Below are 20,631 nucleotides of genomic sequence, written 5' to 3' on the forward strand. Positions count from 1 at the left end.
GCTGCTGCTGCTGCTGCTGCTGCTGCTGCTGCTGCTGCTGCTGCTGCTGCTGCTGCTGCTGCTGCTGCTGCTGCTGCTGCTGCTGCTGCTGCTGCTGCTGCTGCTGTAGGCCTTTGAAGGCAATTTGACATTCGCCCAAGTTGACCGTCAATCCTTTCACAGCATTTTCTCTTCTCTGTTTTGCATTCACTGGAATTTTCTATTTTTTCTTTCACTTTGGAACTAGGCGTTTCCTCTGATATTGACTGAAAACAAGGCTGAGACACCGCAGCAAACTTTCAATGCCTTAAGGATTGTGTGCATTCTTTGACTTTATAAGTCTCATTGATATCACAGCCTCATAAATAAGTGCTCTTGAATAGTCTTCATACATGAATATCTCAAGAACAAATTCTGGAAATCTTTAGTGGACATTTTGATCTTTCCCAATCTTTGAATTTCTCTGTGATTTAATCAGAGACTGATGTGAATTGAAACACACTGTAGCTTGTATTGTTGATAGAAATTCGTTTTGCTTCCTTCTTTGGTTCAGCTTCACAATGATCATCCAAGGGAGTGCTTTCTTTTTCTGGGCCGTTTTGCTCCGGTACTGGACTGGACTGCTATCATACGCCACTACAAGTATGTGCTTGATCCATAATGTTTTGGTGTTGCAGTTTTTGCACGTAGTGGTTGAAACTATAAGTAGGTACTAGGAAGAAAAGTGGCTGAAAAAGTAACAGCTTCTTTTGATCACGATGGTTCTCTTGGTTTAAAATTTTGAACTAAGCATGCTAGTTTTGCGTTCGTTTCCCTGTGCTTTGTCAAAGAATCCAGTTCTCTCTCTTAGGTCATCTGAACTGTCATAGCAATTATTTTCTTTCTCTGGTTGTAAGCATGCTAGTGTTGATTCCAGTGGCTGGTAGGTAGCTTGGGTAGCTCATCATTCATATTCTGACTGTGATGCATTCTTAGTACTTAACGATGTACACAAACTCTTGTTCTCTTCGTTTGTGTTTTAGTGAAGCCAGCCAGTCTGGTATCCCATCGTGTGCTGACATGGCCATGCAGTTGCACACCAAGCTGCTGCGGTTGCTGTCACTCTTGTGTGGAGACCCTACTGTCATGCAGGACAAGGTAAGGGAATCATGTCATTGTCTTCCTTCGGAGATGACTGAGCATATGGCTTTGGTGTTCTCTGTGCTCTGGGTTTTGCATATACATATATTCGTATTGTATTGGAGGCAAGACATTGGAGGACACTGCTGTTCTCTCATTACTTCGCTCTGCCTCATGAGCTGCTTGCCCAGTACAAATAGTTATACCCGCCTCTTTGATATCGCTTGTCATCGTCCCTTCAGGAATCCAAGATTGTCTCATTGATGACTAGTGCTGTTGGATTCAATTGGAATGTCCTGGGACTGAAGTAAGTTCAATGCGGTCTGATGTTTTTGTGCTGGTCACGTGCTTCTAACGGGCAGTCTCTGTTCTGGAGCTCACTGAGAACAATATTCTCTATTTCTTCTTCTGCAAGCGCAATAGAGCCTCAAATGCTGGTCTGTGCCCTTGGGCAAGCAGCTCGTTGAGAACATCCTTGTGGAGCTTGCCTGATACTGACTCCTGTACACGTTCAGCTGATCTCTGAGTTTATCCTGGACGTTTCTCAAGGCATGACAGAAACACCCAGGCTCCTCAGTGTCCAAATCAGGGATGTTTCGCTGGACGAGCACCCTGCCGCCAGTGTCTCTAATCGCAAAGTTTCCATGTGTGCTATTTAGCAGGGGAGGTGAGACAGAGTATTGACACAAACTTAAAGGACAAGTGCACCAAAAAAACAAGTGTGGCCGTATCGACAGAGCCTGAAGCCCTGATTCCAACTAGCCAGGTCTCGCCATAATCGAAGAAGGAATACTTGCGATACGACGCCTCAAAGACATGGCCTCCCGGGGTCACGTGATCCTGATGACGCACGTATTGCTTAGCTTCCCGGGATTGGACGTGCATTCAGTGCATTTGACCGTGAAAATGTGTGTCCATTCAAGGAACCCAGAAAGGCAATTTCACCCTCGCGTTCTTGGTGATGATCCTGAGCCGGTGGATGATCCTGAACCGGTGGACGAGCCTGAACCAGCCGCAGAGCCCAGATGGACAGCTTTTGGTGATGGACTTAAGGGCAATGGCATATACGATCTAGTATTTGATGGAGATGGAAATCTCTATGTCGCCGGATGGTTCTGGAAAGCAGGTGACGTTGCAGTTAATAATGTGGCAAAATGGGATGGTACCAGGTGGACTGCGCTTGGCGAGGGCGTGAATGATCAGGTTAGAGCGCTGGCAATGGACGCTAACGGCAATCTCTATGCAGCCGGTTTGTTTACCAAAGCCGGTGGCAATCGCGTCTTAGGCATAGCAAAATGGGATGGTAGTACATGGTCTGCTCTGGGAGAAGGAATTATGGGGCAGGGGACTAACGTATACGTTACTGGCATAGCAATTCACGGGACCTCCCTTTACATCAAAGGATTTAATTTCTACGTGCACTACGACAGATTTACAGGTATCAGAACAGGTCAAGGTCTTGCGAAATGGGACATCGACTCATCTCAGTGGACAGGTTTAGGCTCAGCTTATATGCCGCCAAGCACCGTTTTTGTTTCAACATTCGCGGTAGATAGCGATAACAATCTCTTGGTGCGGCGTGTGAGACCAAGTAGCGGCAAACCTGAAATAGATCTCGCAAAATGGGATGGTACAACATGGAGTCCCTTCGATTCAGGAGGCAACAGTGATGCTGATGCCCTGACTTACCAATATGGCTTGGTTGCTAATGATAACAACGGCAACCTCTATGCGGCAGGACCCTTCACCAAAGTGGACGGCACGGAGGTTAATACTGTTGCCAAATGGAATGGCTCTAAATGGTTAGCACTTGTCGAGGGAATGGATGAAATTTTAGAGCTTGGAAGGATTTATATTTTGGCGGTTGATAGTAATGGCAACGTATATTCGGGGGGAAATGGAAGCATAGTGAAATGGGACGGAACATCTTGGACTGTCTTTAACAGATGGGAACTTCTTTTGGGGACTACTGGAAGTGCGTTTACGTCACTGGCATTTGATGCAGACGGTAATCTTTATGCGGTTGATGGCTTCAAGAATTCGCTTCTTTATGTTGTTAAGTTTGAATAACCAGTAACTTCTCCCTCTCTGTAACCAATTCAAACTAAACCAAAACAGCCATGCCCGATTCCAGGGGCATGGCTGCATTGGTTAAAGCTTCGTCCATAATATGGACGAAAACACTTGGCAATTGCCCAAACCTGGGGGCTCCACTTTCAGAAGATGGAAGCAGGAAAACACGACCAGATTTAGCATTACCTTTAGTGTTATTTTGGAGCGCCTATTGATCCACCTACATTTCAACCCTCACGACAAAGCCACCCAAGCACCATACCTTAAACCCATAAATATACCTGTTACAGGCACATTGTAGCCTCCGCCCTGTATAAGCGCGACATTACAAGCTATCCTCTTTCAAAACCTATTTCCACGCGGTTGCATGGCCTCGCATCCTCCCTTTCAGCTCTTTAATACCCTGAGCAATTCCATAGAAACGCTCGAACCCCGGACACCTGGAAAACTTCGGATGTACTCTTGTGGCCCGACCGTTTACTCTTACGCCCACATTGGTAACTTCCGCACATTTCTCACGGGTGATCTTATTTTACGCGTAGCCAAAGGGATTGGATGGGATGCACTTTATGTGAGCAACATTACTGACGTGGGCCATCTCACAGAAGATGATGTTGCAGATGCAACTGGCGAAGACAAAATGGCAAACGCGCTCAAATCCAAAGAAGGCGAGCAGTTTATCAATGTCTGGGACCTGGCACGCTATTACACCGAAGCGCTGCTCGAAGACTGGCAGTCGCTCAATATGCACGAGCCCGATGTACGCCCCCGTGCAACCGAGCACATCACACAGCAGATTGAAGCCATTGAGCAATTGATTGCGAAAGGCCACGCATACGAAACCGAAAATGCCGTCTACTTCGACGTAAGCAGCTTTAAAGATTACGGCAAACTCTCCGGCAACAAGTCGGAAGACAACCTTGTCGAAGCGGTGCGTGATATTGTTGTAGATGCCGAGAAGCGGAATCCCCGTGACTTTGCGTTATGGAAAAAGGATGAGAAGCATCTCATGCAATGGTACAGTCCGTTTGGCCGCGGCTTTCCAGGCTGGCATATCGAGTGCTCTGTGATGTCGATGCAATACCTCGGTGAGCATTTTGACCTGCACGGCGGCGGCGAAGACCTGATTTTCCCACACCATGAATGCGAGATTGCCCAGGCAGAAGGCCTGACCGGCAGCACCTTTGCTGACATGTGGGTGCATACCCGCTTCTTGCAAGTCGAAGGCGAGAAGATGTCGAAAAGCAAAGGCAACTTCTTTACGGTGCGGCAGCTGACTGCGCCGGCAGAAGAAGGCGGCAAAAACATCGACCCGTTTGCCCTCCGCCTCGCCCTGATTTCCGGGCACTACCGCAAACCGTTCAACTTCACTTTCAAAAACCTGAAAGATTGCGCGCGTATTGTCGACCGCTTCCGCGGTGCAGATGAGAAGGTCACCGAAGCGCTTGCTGCCGGCGAAGCTGGAGACGACCATTTGAGCGCACGACTCGATGCCATTTACGACCGCGTACTCCACGCCCTGCTCGATGACCTGAATACGCCGCTGGCGATAGCTGCTGCGCTTGAAGGCGCCAAACTCATCCATGGATTTAAAACGTTGTCGGCTGACGCGGCAGCGGGTTCGCGCAAATGGCTGGATGGCGTCAATGCCCTCCTGGGTATTTACAGCTACGACAATGGCGCACAACTATTTGATACGGCTGAGGCTGACCCCATCGCTGAGAAAGTTGAGCAACTGATTGTTGAGCGAAAAGCTGCACGGAATGCACGCGACTTCGCGCGGGCGGATGAAATTCGCGATGAACTCGATGCCATGGGTGTGGAATTGAAAGACACGCCGGAAGGCACCAAATGGAGTAGAAAACTGAGCATTTAAAATGGATGCAATGTCCCCCTTTGCCCCGTACCACCGCCCGCGCCGGCTGCGCCGCTCTGCCAACATGCGCCGGCTCGCCCGCGAAACCCGACTTAGCACCGACAACCTCGTCGCCCCGCTGTTTGTTGTACCGGGCGAAGGCGTAAAACAACCGATTGATGCCATGCCCGGCCAATACCGGATGAGTATCGATGTTGTCGTTGAGGAAGCCTTAACACTACATAAACTCGGCATCCCTGCTGTTGCCCTCTTTCCCTCGATCCCGGATGCATTAAAAGACGCGACGGGCTCCGAAAGTTTGAATCCGCAAGGCCTCTTTCCCCAAGCCATCGACGCTGTTAAACAGGCCGCGCCCGATTTGCTTGTGATTACCGATGTGGCCCTCGACCCCTATTCATCAGACGGACACGATGGTGTCGTCCGACAAGGTATAATAAAGAACGATGAGACGCTAGAAATCCTTGCCAACATGGCCGTTGTGCAGGCTGATGCCGGCGCTGATATCATCGCACCATCCGACATGATGGACGGCCGCGTTGCCGCCATACGGGAAGCGCTCGATGATGCAGACCATAGCGATATTGCCATCCTCGCCTACACCGCCAAATATGCGTCGGCTTTTTATGGTCCGTTTCGCGAAGCATTAGACTCGGCGCCAAAGTCTGCCGGCGATGTGCCGGCGCACAAAAAGACGTACCAGATGGACCCGGCCAACAGCCGTGAAGCAGTTCGTGAAGCCTTGCTCGACCTTGAAGAAGGCGCGGACATGGTGATGGTCAAGCCGGCGCTGAACTACCTCGACGTCATTTACCAGCTCCGCGAAGTCGCTGATGTACCCGTAGCGGCCTACCATGTGAGTGGCGAATACGCGATGATCAAAGCAGCGGCACAAGCGGGATGGCTGGATGAAAAAGAAGCCATCCTGGAATCTACAACGGCCATCCGGCGTGCCGGCGCGGATGTCATCCTGACCTACTTCGCCAAAGACCTCGCCCAGTGGCTATAACCTGAATTCCCCCTATTACACAAATTCCCTATCGATTATGAAGCACCTTGATTACAGCCACATGGCTGGCGGACTGGTTCGTATGATGGACCGTTTTAAAGAGGAAGGCACCCTCACCGGTGATGCAGCTGAAGATGCGTACGTTAGCGCTGATCCCAATGCAGCCCTGCTTGGCCTGTTGTACGACCAGCGCGTGCGGGCGGAGTACGCCTTCATGGGTCCCAAGCGGCTGCACGACAAACTTGGCCACCTCGATATGGCAAAAATTGCAGCGCACAACGACGAAAAATTTCGAGCCTTATTTGCTGAGCAGCCGGCCGTCCACCGCTTCACGAACAAAATGGCAGACACCACACAGGCCGTAGCCAAGATTATCGCGGAAGAGTACAACGGCGATGCCTCAGGCATCTGGTCGGACGGTGCTGACTTCGATACCATCAAAAAGCGCATCAAAGCTCTGCCAGGATTTGGGGCGCAGAAGGCAGAGAAAATGCGGTACGTCCTGCACTATTTCGGCTTCCGGGATATGGCGGAGTAGCATGCCTGTGGGTGCTCGCATCACCCCTGTCGGCGACTATTTCACATACATCAACCTGACGATTTTGGTGAACTCGTTGCCGGCGGTCATGCGCGCAAAATACACGCCGGCGCTCAGGTTGTCCGGGGTCCATTTGTACGCATGGTGGCCGGCGCCCATGTGGGTATCTACAAGGGTATCTACTTCCCGGCCCATCACATTATAAATTTTGATGACCACCTGCGACGGATTGCGTAATCCAAATTTCAGGGTTGTGGATTGATTAAAGGGATTGGGATAATTTGCATATAAATTGTGTTGATCAGGTATGTCTATCGTCGATGTCTCTATGTCCGTATCAACAGGCTCAATGAGTGGGTGCAGATAGCGTTGAATGACGGCCAGTGCCCGGGTATCCTGCATAGCCACATAGACCGAATCCCCGTGTAACCCCACATATTCGACTACAGCTGCAGCCGGCAGCACGTCGATCTCGGAATACTGCTCCAGGTCATACGCATAAACAGAGGGCCCCGAGGCCATAAACAAGACGGAACTCAGGGTATCAAAGGCGGCGTGACTGAATCCCCTGCTTGCAAGCTTGTTTATAAATTGCAGATCCTCCGGCTCGTTTGGTGATGACGTTAAAACGAGCCCCCTGCTTGTAACCAGCTTATCCCCTTTTGGACTGATAAAGGATCTACCGCCTAACTCGATATTCTGGTCGTATAGCATACCCCAGCGACTCGTTATTTCACCATTCGTGAGCCCTAATTGAAGGATTTCGCCGTCAAATGGCGTATATCTATCTGTGGCATAAATCCTGTTTTCGTCCGGATGTAGATCGAGATATTTATCTTCTCCTATGTCAATCTCGTCAATGAACGTCCCATTCGTCACATCAAACCGTCTGGTAGATTCGTTAGACTGATCATCGCTAGCAGAAACATACAGATACCCTTCAGACGATACCACAAGATCAAAAGGATCCATGTCGATAGCATACTGATTGGTTTTCACCTGGCGGTCGAGATCAAATTCAGCGATGATGCCCGTGCGCGTCTCGCCGTTGGTCAGGGATGCTGAACGCCTATGTGTCAGGAGCAAGGCATACAATTTTGTCCCATCCAGAGTTTGAAAAAGAGCATCGGGGAAAAACTCAAAAACAAACTCTTTTTCAATCAGCCCAGTACCCAAATGGGTGAAATAGATTTTCTTTTCAGAACCAGCACTGATATAGCCATACGGGCGGACCGGGTCGAACACGATATCCGTAAATTCTAAAGGATATTGAAAAGGTTTGTGTTCAGTAACTTCTGCCGCTCCGGCATCCTCTCCAAATGTGATGTTGAGCGTACGCGTTGCTGTTGTGGTAAAACCGTATGCATCACGAACCTCTAGCGTAATATCGTACGCACCTTCCAGTGAGAAAAAGTTTGTGGCTACTTTTTCTGTCGTATAATCCGTGTCGATTAGGCCATCACTGTTCCAATCCCAGCGGACCAGGAGTTCTGCCGCTGGCGTTTCTGCATCTATGCTCGTTGAAGCATCAAACGTAAACGTCGTTGTTGTTAACCCACTTTCAGGACTGACACTAAATGCTGCTGTTGGAGATGTGCTATTTTCTGCGCCCAGCATCGGATTTAGATACCTGAACACTTCAGTCATTCCTGTAAACGTGTCTCTGACCACGTATAAAGAATCACCATGGACCCCCAAGGACTCTACACCAGAGGTCATCCGTATTTCATCAAGGATCTGATAGTTTTCGATATTTGCGTATTCAATTACACTTTTTTCGAGCCAGAAAAAAGCAGAACGCGCGGTGTCAAAAACAGCATCTAACATGACCATAAAAGGCGAAATTTCATCTACTAACACAAGGTCATCTTCCTGGTTAAGGGAAGTTGTGTAGATGTCTCCGTTTTTTGTGATCAGGTGATCCCCGAGCGGACTTATATAAAATTTCTCAAACATGGGTTCAAAGCCGCTATGAAAAGGGGATCTCCAGTGATCCGTGATTACCCCGCTTTCGAGCGACCAGTGTTGAATCGCGGTAGTTTGATCGGCTCCGTAGATAATGGACTGAGAAGGGTGCAACTTGATGCTTGAACGTCTGGGGCTTTCAGAACGACTCACCTCAACCCCATCACTCGCGCTGTAGCTACGGAGATAGCTAGGAGATGACGAACCGGTAGTAGCATAAATGTGGCCATCATCAGTTGCTAATAGATCATACGGATTCTCATTGATACCGTACTGATGTGTTTTGATTACTTCATTCAAATCAAACGCAGCAATGTAGCCTTTTACATCGCTTGAATCTCCTGGTAGTGGATTACCATCTTCCGTATGCAATGCCACATAAAGCATGCTGCCATCCGGGGTAATCGTGATAGGGCCGGGTAACAACTCAAAATCAAAAAACTTTTCTATCAGTCCGGTGGCGAGGTTTATCTGATAGAACTGTTTGTTCGCTTCAGAGGTAACGTACATATGGGGTTTTACAGCATCGAATGCAACGTCTGTAAAAGCAAACGAAAACGCATGGGGCGTATTTGGGGTCGTGGGCACCATGCCGGAATCAGGCACAACAGGTTGTGCATAGGCAGACGCAAGTCCGCCAAATAAAAAGCAGACCGCCCCGAGGAGACATCGAAGTTTGTTCATTGACAGGTATACGTTGAGCAGGAGAATTAATCCCTGATGGATAGGCGATTAAGATGCGCTGAGTAGAAATTTATCAGCTTAGAAGAAACGAGCCAGGAAGCCCTATTTTAACACAAAACTGCTTCTTTTTAATGGAGATATGGATACGCGCGTATAAGTTTTCCTTTTCGCTAAAAGCCATGATTGTGGGGATAATCCCTCCTTCAACTAGGAAAAACGCTGCTACAGCATGCCTGCATGGACCTGTTATTTCGCTGCGTCCGAACGTATGCAAAATTGGGGTACCTGGTAACAAGGCATAGAAAGGAATTTTTGTCAGGCGGAGAGCAAGGTGTCAGGTAGCAACCAGATGCGCGCCGCCGGCTTCGCATTAACCCAGGTTGCCCTAGATACTCGCCAACCCGCGCTGCTCTGATGACTTGGCCTGCAGCAGGCTGTTGATACGCTGGGTGATGTGGCCGGCTTCAATCACTTCGATCTGCCGCTCTTTTTTGCCGCGGGCTTTTACTGTAATGTTGCCATCAATTGTGTACTGCACGACCATTTCGGTAACGCCGTTGCGACGCAGCACCTGGCGGGTTTGGCCAAGTGGGTCTTTGTAGACCATGAGCATGTAGTTGTTGTATGCGTTGTGCTCAACAACAACCAGGTCTTCTGTTTCATAGGTCTCTAGCACGGACGTAGCGCCGGCACAGCCGCTGGCCAAACAAACGAGAAGCAAAATCAAGATACGCATACGGTTCTGGGTCTGACAGATGAATACGCGGGGGATGACCAGCAAAGGCCCTATTGTAATCATCGGTGAAGTAAGATGACCCTTAACAGGAAATCTACTTTTTCCAAAACGCCGGCGAGAATAATAACACAGTAAAAATCTCCTACCGCACAGCCCTCATCAACATGGATCACTTTTCATCGTCAACAAGCGGAAGACGGATCCAGAACGTTGTACCAACATTCTCTTCGGTTTCAAATCCTATTTCACCGTGGAGGTCTTCGATGCCTTTTTTCACAATGGCGAGCCCAAGTCCGGTGCCACTTGTTTTGGAAGAGAAGTTGGGTTCGAAAATCCGGTCGCGTACATCAGCAGCAATGCCGCTGCCTTCATCAGCAATCGCGCTGTAGGCCCATACCTGGTCGTTGCCCTCCCCGTTCAACAAGGCGGTAGAGACGCTGACCTTGCGTACCCTGTCTTCCGGTGTAGCTTCTATCGCATTTTTGATCAGGTTGATGTAGATACGCCGCAATTCTTCGCGATCTGCTTCAAGCACCAGCGGCTCAGGATGCAGGGCGACAGTAATGTCTGCGTCTTCTTGCTCCTGCATGAGCGCTACGGCTTCTTCCAGCACAGCGTTCAGATCGAGGGGCTCCAGGATGCGCTTGGGTAAACGGGCAAAGGATGAAAACTCGTTGGCAATGCGTGCGAGCGCGTCTACTTGTTCTATAAGGGTGACGGTAATACGCTCAAAGAGGCTTTTGAAGCGCTCGTCTTTGCCGCCCTTGTCAGCTGATGTGCCGTTATCCAACGTCTGGAAAGAACGACGGAGGTGCTGCACCGACAGCTTCATCGGGGTAAGTGGATTTTTAATTTCATGCGCCACCTGACGTGCCATTTCGCGCCATGCCAGTTGCCGCTCCTGTTGGGCCAGTTTGCGCCGGCTATCCGCCAGTTGCTCCTGCATCTCGTTGAAGGTTTGCACCAACTCCCCAATTTCATCTTTGGTATCTACAGGCAATGCGCGCTCAAACCGCCCCCGTGCCACGGCTTCCAGCCCTTGCCGCAGGCGACCAATCGGACGCGTCAGGGCATTGGCAAGCAGCGAAGCGGTGAGCATAATGGTCACGACCAGCAACAGCAATGCGCCAAACAAATAAGCAACCGTACGCGCGCGCTCTTCCTTGATGCGCTCCTGCTCCGGGAGCGTGGGTACCGAAATCACATACGCCGGCTCACCGTTACGATCAGACAACACGCGGTAACCGGCCATGTATTCAAATTCACCCACATTCTCCGGAATAAACGCGTGGCGCGCCCCTTCGTAATTGAGGGCATAGTACGCTTCAACGGGGAGGCGCTCGTCGATGAGGCGATCTTTGATCAACTGGCTCCGGCTTGTCTTTACCAGGCTTTTATCCTGATAGACATTCAAGTCGAGTCCGACCTGGTTGGATAACTCATTTACATTTACCCGGGCCAATGTACTCGAAGGCAATTCGCCAAACTCCGCTTGAAACGCAAGGCTCTCCTCCACCCTGTTCAGATGCTCCTTGATCCAGCTTTCAATGGCTTCTTCATTCTCCGCAGTCACAACCCGAAGCCCAATAACGCCTACAACAGCAACAGCCAGCATCCCTACAACCAGGAAGGCATTCAAAACGCGGTCTTTGAACTTGAACCGGGTGCGTTTCCATCCCCTATGCCGCAACCACCAGAGCCGCACAAGCAAATAAAGGGGGCCACCCAGCATGATGCCGGCAACGGTCATCCGCAGAAGGTAATACAGGTGGTCAAACAGGTTGATAATCGAAGAGCGTACCGCAATAATTGAGGTAGTAACTGGGGCAACCTGGGTGACACTTCCAGAAAACCCCTGCCGCGATTTCTGCCTGTAATAGGTCAGGTATTCTTTGTCGCCCGACGACTCGGTTTGCCAGAACTCGGTGCGCGATTTTAAGGCATCAAATACCTGCTCCTGCATGCGGTATCGGCCAAAATCTGAACCAAATGTGCGAATAAGAACGTGGTCTTGAAACTCGGCCAGCGAGAAATTGCCGCGTAACTGGTTGACCCCGGTTGGCAGCAGCACTTTCGGAAAGAGTTTGCCTTCATCGCGGAGCAGCGTTTTGGGCTCAACCCGTGCCATCACCCATCCCACCTGTCGGAGGCTATCCGCATGAAAGATAGGACCAAGGCCTTCATACTGGAAGCGGTCGGGCTCGCGCCGGCCCGTGACCTGCTCTACAAGCATGCTGTCCGATCCACTCTCCGAAAACATGGATTTCAACAACAGAAATTCCAGCGCATCTTCCTGATCCAGCGCACGAACATCAAGATCAGGCGCCTCTTCCATAAAGCGGCCAACAGGCGTTTCATTGGCATCAAAAACGGTAAGGCTCACATCGTATGTAAGCAGTGACACCAGCGAAGAGCCGCGATACAGGCTTTCAGCTATGGTATCAAGGCGAACGACAGGCACTTCAGCAGCCAATAGCTGGTTTTGCAAAACGGCATCTTCAGCGGCGTCATACAGGGCCTGCTCGATGGCAAAAATAACGCGCGGATCGCGACCCGTATCAAACGAACTGGCTGCCTCCACCATCCGGTTACGCAATTGCACATCCATACCCCGATACAACAGCATGTAAAGCGGGATGGTGAGGAGCAGAATACCGAGCAAGGCGCCGCGAAAGTGCATCCAGTCATTGATCCGCTCGGGTTGCTCAGAAACGAAAATGACCCCGCCCCAGCTAACGAGCCAGAATCCCAGCCAGATGGTCCAGGGCACAGCGTTGCCCCCCATAATGCTACCAAAATAGATCAAGGCTGTTGACAGGCCGGCGATGCCAGCAAGCGCCCAGCGCCGCCGGCTGCCGTGAGATGCCGGCCAATAGCGTAACATGAGTTGCGCAGCAAGCCACGCAACACCAAGCAACATCGCCATAATGGAAATGGTTGCCAGCATCATTGTGAAAAACACAAAGAAGACCAGGCGGTCAGGCAACAATCCGGTGCGCGCAAAATAGTCGAGTGTACTGTCGAGCACAGCATGGTGCACAAACAGCGCAAGTACGTGAATCAGTACACTGATGATCAGGGTGGCAACAGAAGCAATGCCGACTACGGTAGCAACCCGTGCCGGCAGCGCCAGTTCAACTTGTCTACGGGCAAGCGCGGCCCCTACCTGGCGCGCAAAACGCAACAGCAACGCAGCCAAAATGGCTGCAACCAGTGCCGTGGTAAACATGTCCCCCATCGAACGCATCACACCGCCGCCAAAATCTGAGGCAAAATGGGATGGATCAAAAAGCGGCGCCAGCGGCGCTTTCCCGCGTTGCCAGCGCGCCGGGACATCGAATAACAACATGCCGTATCGGAAGCCGACCAGCAAGAAGGTCAGCACAAAGAGTTGCACGGATGCCATTCTGATGGACTTGCTGGTGGGCTGCCCGGTGACAGGCAGCCGGCGAAGCCATTGAAAACACATTAACATGAGCAACATGCCCATGAGCGCAAGCCATACGGTTTGTATATCGCTGAATTGTTCTTCAATGGAGGCCTGGAGTTCGTCTGCCCGCGGAAAAGCAATGTAGACCGATCCAAGGGTATGCCCTTCAACATCGGTGATGGGCCAAAGGCGACCTTCAGCGTGTTCTTGTTCTGTAAGCGAAACCTGTTGTTGCACCCAGGCCTGGACGGGCAACCGGGTGAGCCGGCGCCATCGATCTGAAAGGCTGTAACTCTGCAAAAACTGGTTTTCTACCGGCATTTTTGCACCGACAAGCCGCACCGCACGTACCGCCCCGATGGTGCGTCCGTCACTAATAACGGGCTGCCAGGCAATCAAGGCTTCGCGCACCCCTTCATCGTCAATGGCTTCGATGTGCGCTGTATTCAAAAAGTCGGGCTTCAGCAGGGCTTCTCCGGTTGAGAGGCTGAAGCCTTTCCAGGCGAGGAGGCGCGGTGCGGCGGTGTACAATTCTACGGCGCCGTCTTCCGCATTTTTATAGGTAGTAAAGTAACGGATGAGCCGCTGCAGGCTTGCCGGGTCATTTGTCTGGCTATACAGATCAAGCGATTCTACAATCTCTTTGCGTGAAGCAATTTTCTGGGCTTCATCGAGCAAATCATCCTGGAGCCCTGCCAGGTCTTTTTTGATGGTCTCAAAAGCCTGTTCAACAATGCGCACCTGCTGCCGGCTGGTATCACCAGCAACCTGCCCAAGCCGGTATTGCTTGAGCATCGTCGTAGCTGCCAGCAGCAAGACGAGCAAAACAAGCACAACAAGCTGCCAGCGCGGCATATCGCCGGCTGGGCGTTGCAGGTCAGGTCTTGCCTCGGGCATCTGGCTTTGCATAGGTGACATCACGCGCCAGTCATCGCATCAAGTGCAACAAGGCTGTAGCGCGTTGGGCTGGGTGACACAGTACATCTGAAGACGCCGCATCGGGGTGACACGGTACATCAACAGGTATGGTCACCCTGTTTGGTGAATACTGATACTTTTGATTTCCATCTGGTTGCCATTCCAATGCATGGTCAATTCCATGCGATAGGATGACTTCCCGCGATTCCAGTACCGACCGTGTACATACCAATCTTTCCCAACCCGGAGTTTGTGTTGAAACGAAAACCGTTCGGGTGGATGGTCTCTGAAGAATGCCTTCAGTATGTATGCGGTTTGGGCCCGGCTGTACAACGTTGTTGCTCCTTCAATGGAAACTTCGGTGTAGTTGCTCGCGAACCTGGAAATCTTTTTTGCATCGCCGCTTGCGATAGCTTGCTGCACCATGGCTATGGTCTCCTCCGGATCGGTCTGCATATGGGCATACGCCAGACTTTGGGGGACGGCAAACAAGGCAAACACGCCTACAAAACAAGTATATATAAAAAACTGCTTTATTCCTGACATTATCTCTTACGGTATGCCCAGATGATACATTTATCATGGGTCCACTTGCATGGGCGCAAAAAGCTTTCCACTTGCTTCTCTACGCGACAAATGGCCGAATTCTCTTCAATTGCCCAAAATTAGTCCGATTTAGTGTCACTTTTCATGGACACCCTGTCCTCTCTGTCCTGCATTCGACCTAAAGCTTCAGCATCTGCAACCGATATCCCTACTGCCCACTTTTTTCATGAGTCATAGGCCTGTGCATACCCCCCAGTGGTTTTTCGTGGCCCAAGCTGGCCCAAACCTCTGTACGTCTATTCCCCGAACCAATAGCCTGGTCGGGCACCACTGATGTGCACAGCACAACCACCCATATTTATGGTACACGCAAAACAAGCCTCTACCAAGGCATTTTTATGCATTGGCCTGATCTTGCTGCTTAGCAGTTGTGACATCCCAACCGAGAGCCCCGATTTTAGCTTCGAAACCAGCGTAAAAGCTCCGCTGATTCTTGATCGAACGTTTGTGTTGTTGGGCCCTGATGAGTCGGGCTACACAGCACTTATCGATACCACGCAGTCTTCGTTTGACACACTTTTTACAGTTGATCCGACAACAAGCCGGCTCCTGATCAACCAGGAACTCGACGAACTAGAAATTGGCGACCTCGACGACCTGATTAGCGAAATTTCGCTCGATCCTATTTCTGTTGGGGTATCCATTGGCTCGCTCGAAAACCAGGAGTTTGAGACCGACACTTTTGGCGAAGAAGTAGGCCTGTTTGTGTCACCCGAAATTGACCTCGGGGCAGCCCCTGTAAACCCGACCGTGCCGTCTTATCCGATTGGTAGTGTCCTTGTCCCCCCTTCAGTAGACCTGATCAACCTTTCAGGTGTCACTGTTGAGTCTGTTCGCCTTTCGGATGCAACAACCGATGTGAACAGGTTTGAATTCACACTCGACAATAACCTGGTCTCGGGTACCCTCACGGATGGATCCGGTAATCCGCCGCTTCTTGTGCTTGAGCAAGAGGAGAACGGCACAACCGTTGAAATTGCACAGGTTCGATTCCCGAACACCATTGCCCCGGGCCAATCAGCGCAGGCTGAAATGGCGATTAATGGCGCCTTGCTGGTTTCTAACGCAGTCTATCGACTTGAAATCAGTACTACGGAAGGCGATACGCCCATGACCAACGATCCTGCTGGTGTACAAATCAGCACGCTTGTTCGTCCGCTCGAATACGCAGAAACGGGCGTGACTTCCATTCCGGCGCAGAGTGACATTGATGCGTCAGGAGATGCCCTTTCATTGGGTGGCGAGACTGCGTTCTCAGGGATCGTTGCCGCCGGCGGAAACATCACCATTTCCATTGCAAACAACCTGGCATTTGACGTCACTTTGACTGAAATCACCGTCCGCAACCTTACTGATGTTGGCACTACACCGGCACCAAGTATCATGCTCGACCTCAGCGACCTCGCGCCAGGAACGAGTACCAATATCCCGGAAGGCCAATCTGTTGACCTCGTCTTCCCACTGGATGGTGCAGTGATTTCAAGTAACATCGAGGTCGACGTCCTGGCCTCCAGTCCGGGCACCGCCTCGAGCGCAGTCATAGGTCAAAACGATGGCCTGTACACGTCTGTTGTAGGCAATGTGGCAGTAGACGAGCTCTACTTTGTCCCTGAAGCTGAAGTATTTACCAGTGAAGGCTCTATCGATATTGACGTAGATGACGTCAGTTTTGAGTCAGGACAGGAGTTTGTTGAATTGGAATCTGGTACCCTGCTTATCGAGGAAATCACCAACGAAATGAATCTCGACATGGACATGCTTCGCTTTAGCCTCCCGGGCTTCCGCGTATCGCCGTATGGCGAAGCTGATTCGCTCGTGATCGAGTTCTCTGGTAGCTCAAATAACGCTGAGTCCTTCCAGTTCAGCCAGTTGTCTGGTGCAACCACACTGCGTGACATTCCAATTGACCTCAGCGGTGTGCGAATCTACCCGACCAATAATTCAGCAAACTACAATGTGTTTGCGCTTAGTGAAGGCGGTGAAGAAACGTCCTTGAACATATCAGACCAAATCATCGCTTCGCTGGCCCCGCAGGCTTTGCAGGTATCCCGCGTCTCTGCCATCATGAATCCAACAAGTATCGACCTTACGGAAGATGTCAATGGCGATGGCGTCCTTGAAGTCATGAGCAATCTGGAAGCAGAAGTGATGGACCTGGGCAGCTTGCAAGAATTGAATGAGTATGAACTTGATGACTTCTCGTTCAACGGTACGCAGTTCACGTTCAACATCGACACAAACCTTGGTGCTGATATTGTTTTCTACGCTGCCATGGTTGGTGTAAAAGCAGATGGCTCACTCACGTATCTCAGCGGGAAAAACGAATTTGCAGTCTCGGCGAGCGATACCCTGGCCAGCAACTTTGTCCTCAACGGCAGCCCGGTAGCGCCTGAGAATCTGATGAAGTTCGTGATACCAGGTGCTCCTACAACGTCGGAGGTTGTGACGCAGGTTGTTGAGATCAACGCCTCAAACTCAACCATCGACGAATTCATCAGTGCCATTCCCGAAGAATTCCGCTACGTCGGCAAAGGGCTTGTGCAGGGCATGAATGGTGGCCTGGTTGAATTACAGAAACCGTTTACGATTGCTGCAAACATTTCAGCCGGCATCCCGCTCAGTTTCTCAGGCGCCTTTGGCATCGACGAAACCTTTGAAGCAGATCTGTCGAGCCTGGAAGACTTCACCAACGACGATTCTGATGTGACGGTGAATGAAGGCACACTGATGCTTGAATACACCACCGGCTTGCCTGTGGGTGTAGATTTGAGCGTTGAGTTCCTGAATGCAGCCGGCCAGGTGATTGCCACCATGCCCGACTCTGCAGGCACCAGTTTCCAACTTGCACCTGCTGAAGCAGATCAGGCCGGCCTGGCTACGGATACGCGTACCGAACTGTTGGAAATTGGCGTGACCGATGCACAACTCCGCGCCATGAGCGCTGGCACCGACGCCCGCCTCAACATGCGCATCAACACAAACGATGGCGTCCCTGCCACGCTGCGTGCTACTGACACCATACAGATTCGCCTGCTCGGCAAATTTGATCTGTCTATTGAAGTGCAATAGCCGGCTGTTAAGCACGGTAATCTGCAGCAACTACGCTCCCACAATTTTTATTAGATACAACGTGGTACAGTTATGAAGTACGCAACTACCCCACTCCTTTTGGCAGGACTCCTCCTGCTCTTCTGCGGCCTGCCCCGGCATGCCAGTGCGCAGAGTGACATGCGAGGTGTAAGCATGCTGAGCACAGCAGGCGGTGGCCCGGCGTTTGTCCGCGACACCGATGCCCTGTTCTTCAACCCGGCCAACCTCTGGCTCGATGAACGTGGGTCACGTTTTGTGATGACCCTCGGCAGCGTCCAGGCGTTTGGCGGCGGTAACCTGGTGCAATTCTCCCATTACAACGACTCCTTTACGCAAGGAGACGACCTCTCTAAATCAGAGATGCAGGATATTCTGACAGACTGGATGGGGCCGCTTTCTTCAGGCAAAATACGCTCTCTCGGCGTATCCGCTGAAGTAGTGCCACTGGCTGTAGCCTTTCGGGGTTATGGTTGGGGCGCCGGCCTTGGCGTTCGTACGCGGACCTACACCCAACTCGGCTTTAGCCGCGGGCTGTTTGACTTGCTGCTTGTCGGCACCGACCAGGATGGCTCTTTCCCTGTTAATATGGACATTCGTTCCGTAGCCATGACCGAAGTCTCTGCCGGCTTTAGCAAACTGTTCTCAAAACCGCGATTGGCCATTGGTATTGCACCTAAACTGGTACTCGGCCTCAACTATGCCCGTACCCACATGGATTCATACGTTGAGCTGGCTGATGGGTCTATTACCCATAATTTCGACTACAACATCCAGTTGGCCGGCAACTTCAACGAAGAAATCGGCGAAGCGGTAGATTTCTTTGAGTCGTCAGGATTTCTGACCGACGCTACACCTTCCGACTTCTCCGATCCGTTTTCTGCCATTGCCGGCAAAGGCTTTGGCCTGGACCTGGGCGCAACCCACGAGGTATCAAAAAACCTCCTCGTGTCTGCCAGTGTAACCGACATCGGATTTGTTAACTGGACGAAAAACGCGGATGCGGTTTCACCATCCGGGTCCACTTTTCAGTTTGACGGGCTCGACCTAGATCTCGATCGCGTCAACAATGAATACGACGGCGACTTTGGCGCCTACGTTGAAGACTACTTCTCTACCCTTGTCGAAGATGCGTACGAAGAAGTAGAGCGTACACCGGGTGCATTCAAAACCTCGCTGCCTACTGCATTCCATGCCGGCGGCTCCTGGCACGCGTTGCGCGGATTGTTTGTGGTAAATGCCGGGACATCACTCGGCCTCAATAGCGCCGCCGGCAACCTGTCTCGGAAGCCTTCTTTTCACATTGGTACTGAGTTTCATCCTGGCCGCCGCTACTCATTCCCGATCCGTACGGGCGTCCGCTTTGGCGGTGATGGCGCACTCACGGCAGCGTTTGGCTTCGGTATTCAGACACCTGTGTATGATCTCAGCATTGGAGTTGCGGCTACGCCGAACACCACGTTGCTGGGCGGCGGTGGCCGGTATATGGTTGGCCTGTCGCTGGTGAACTTCCGCATTTAACGCAGCCTAAATCCCTTCGGATTTTTGTTTGCTGATTGAAGGTTACTGGTTGAAGGTTGCAAGTTCTTTGGGGTTGCACTAAAACTGGTAACCAGGGATTAGACAAAACGCCCGACTTCGATGAAGTCGGGCGTTTTTTGCATCAGCTTTTTTATATCAACAATGCCATTCCGCTTCTACAACAGAATGAGATAGGTTAGTTTGGCAATGCCTACGCGATTGTTGAGGAAGACGTCGCGTCGGGGATCAAACAGGATCTCGTTGTCGCCGGCAAAGTGGTACGACGTGTTGAACACAAGGAAAAGATCGCTCCCCGGCGTATGGATCCAGTCGAACCGGATGTTGGCCTGCAAGTCGCGCGAGAAGTTGTCGTATTGAACAAGTGCTTTGGCGAAAAACTTACGATTCAGGGCGCCAAGCACAGACAACGACAGGGTCGTCGCATCAAATTCTCCGTTTGCAACGGGCAGGTCGATAATAGAATGGCTGATAGAACCTTCAAGTTGCAGGTACTGCGACTGGCGAAAGCCAAAGCTGCCTTCGATATCCGTCCGGTTGCCATTGAAGAACGAACCAACGCTCAGATTCGCGCCCCCGTACATCCGCCGACTTGAGTCGGTCTCTCCTCCGAGGCCGACTTGTGTAAAGGTGTAATCACCGGCCGGAATTTCGGTGTCCGCCTGAATAAAGAAGGGCACTTCCAGCCGCTCGAAATTGCGTTCAAAAAACAAATCGATGTTATCCCGCCGGCTAAACTGGGCAAACAACAGGGCTGATAATTCAGTGCTCTGCTTTTCACCATCTTGCCCCTCAATGTACTCATAATCACTAAATACATTGAATCTGCGGAGCCACGGCAATGCCTCTGATTCAATAACAGGCGTATACTGGGCTTCGACTTCATACTCCCGCATATCGCGGCGGCGGACAAAGCCCAGCGCCGGACGATAGTTTTCATCCACGCTCGTGAAAGAAAATCCAGCACCGTAGAGATCATTCTGAAGGGTCAGGCTTGCATGTCCGGCAGAACCTTCGTTGCCCGGATCAGAATCCTGCACGTTGGTAAACCATGTATTGAATTCGCTAGCACCCC

The 20,631-nt window shown here is 51.1% G+C and carries 11 protein-coding genes; 6 read left to right on the forward strand and 5 right to left on the reverse strand.

Annotated elements, in window-relative coordinates; all coding sequences use genetic code 11:
- The first annotated feature begins 1,941 nt into the window (after positions 1–1,941).
- The 4 genes from AAF564_16930 (at position 1,942) to AAF564_16945 (ending at position 6,591) form a co-directional block, all read left to right on the forward strand.
- Positions 1,942–3,168, forward strand: coding sequence for a hypothetical protein (locus tag AAF564_16930; protein ID MEM8487240.1), 1,227 nt, complete (start codon positions 1,942–1,944; stop codon positions 3,166–3,168).
- Positions 3,169–3,538: 370 nt separating this feature from the next.
- Entirely contained in the window at positions 3,539–5,047 is a 1,509-nt protein-coding gene (gene cysS, locus AAF564_16935) for a cysteine--tRNA ligase (GenBank protein ID MEM8487241.1), read from the forward strand.
- Positions 5,048–5,057: 10 nt separating this feature from the next.
- Positions 5,058–6,053 (forward strand): porphobilinogen synthase, encoded by a 996-nt coding sequence (hemB, locus tag AAF564_16940; GenBank protein MEM8487242.1) that lies wholly within the window; start codon positions 5,058–5,060, stop codon positions 6,051–6,053.
- 37 nt (positions 6,054–6,090) lie between these two features.
- Positions 6,091–6,591 carry a hypothetical protein gene (locus AAF564_16945; GenBank protein MEM8487243.1) on the forward strand — a complete coding sequence of 167 codons (501 nt, stop codon included), beginning with the start codon at positions 6,091–6,093 and terminating at the stop codon, positions 6,589–6,591.
- 36 nt (positions 6,592–6,627) lie between these two features.
- On the opposite strand, the gene AAF564_16950 is transcribed toward AAF564_16945, so the two are convergent.
- From AAF564_16950 to AAF564_16965, 4 genes are all read right to left on the reverse strand, one after another.
- Entirely contained in the window at positions 6,628–9,240 is a 2,613-nt protein-coding gene (locus AAF564_16950) for a T9SS type A sorting domain-containing protein (protein MEM8487244.1), read from the reverse strand.
- Between the two features lie 385 nt (positions 9,241–9,625).
- Entirely contained in the window at positions 9,626–9,976 is a 351-nt protein-coding gene (locus AAF564_16955; protein ID MEM8487245.1) for a hypothetical protein, read from the reverse strand.
- Between the two features lie 169 nt (positions 9,977–10,145).
- Positions 10,146–14,303, reverse strand: coding sequence for an ATP-binding protein (locus tag AAF564_16960; protein ID MEM8487246.1), 4,158 nt, complete (start codon positions 14,301–14,303; stop codon positions 10,146–10,148).
- A 132-nt stretch (positions 14,304–14,435) separates the two neighbouring features.
- Positions 14,436–14,870: a DUF4783 domain-containing protein gene (locus AAF564_16965; protein MEM8487247.1), complete on the reverse strand. Its 435-nt coding sequence runs from the start codon at positions 14,868–14,870 to the stop codon at positions 14,436–14,438.
- 360 nt (positions 14,871–15,230) lie between these two features.
- Here AAF564_16965 and AAF564_16970 point away from each other — a divergent pair, with 360 nt between their 5' ends.
- Entirely contained in the window at positions 15,231–17,999 is a 2,769-nt protein-coding gene (locus AAF564_16970; protein MEM8487248.1) for a hypothetical protein, read from the forward strand.
- A 72-nt stretch (positions 18,000–18,071) separates the two neighbouring features.
- Complete coding sequence (locus AAF564_16975) at positions 18,072–19,538, forward strand: DUF5723 family protein (GenBank protein MEM8487249.1); 1,467 nt, start codon at positions 18,072–18,074, stop codon at positions 19,536–19,538.
- A gap of 176 nt (positions 19,539–19,714) precedes the next feature.
- On the opposite strand, the gene AAF564_16980 is transcribed toward AAF564_16975, so the two are convergent.
- Positions 19,715–20,631: hypothetical protein (locus AAF564_16980; protein MEM8487250.1), on the reverse strand; the 917-nt coding region annotated here is incomplete at its 5' end.

This window comes from Bacteroidota bacterium (assembly GCA_039111535.1).
Lineage (GTDB): Bacteria > Bacteroidota > Rhodothermia > Rhodothermales > JAHQVL01 > JBCCIM01.

Bases quoted from the DNA above. Each gene is read 5' to 3' on its own strand.
- AAF564_16950 (MEM8487244.1), bottom strand. From the start codon at position 9,240: ATGAACAAACTTCGATGTCTCCTCGGGGCGGTCTGCTTTTTATTTGGC.
- AAF564_16955 (MEM8487245.1), bottom strand. From the start codon at position 9,976: ATGCGTATCTTGATTTTGCTTCTCGTTTGTTTGGCCAGCGGCTGTGCC.
- AAF564_16930 (MEM8487240.1), top strand. From the start codon at position 1,942: ATGACGCACGTATTGCTTAGCTTCCCGGGATTGGACGTGCATTCAGTG.
- AAF564_16945 (MEM8487243.1), top strand. From the start codon at position 6,091: ATGAAGCACCTTGATTACAGCCACATGGCTGGCGGACTGGTTCGTATG.
- AAF564_16970 (MEM8487248.1), top strand. From the start codon at position 15,231: ATGGTACACGCAAAACAAGCCTCTACCAAGGCATTTTTATGCATTGGC.
- AAF564_16960 (MEM8487246.1), bottom strand. From the start codon at position 14,303: ATGCCCGAGGCAAGACCTGACCTGCAACGCCCAGCCGGCGATATGCCG.
- cysS (MEM8487241.1), top strand. From the start codon at position 3,539: ATGGCCTCGCATCCTCCCTTTCAGCTCTTTAATACCCTGAGCAATTCC.
- AAF564_16965 (MEM8487247.1), bottom strand. From the start codon at position 14,870: ATGTCAGGAATAAAGCAGTTTTTTATATATACTTGTTTTGTAGGCGTG.
- AAF564_16975 (MEM8487249.1), top strand. From the start codon at position 18,072: ATGAAGTACGCAACTACCCCACTCCTTTTGGCAGGACTCCTCCTGCTC.
- hemB (MEM8487242.1), top strand. From the start codon at position 5,058: ATGTCCCCCTTTGCCCCGTACCACCGCCCGCGCCGGCTGCGCCGCTCT.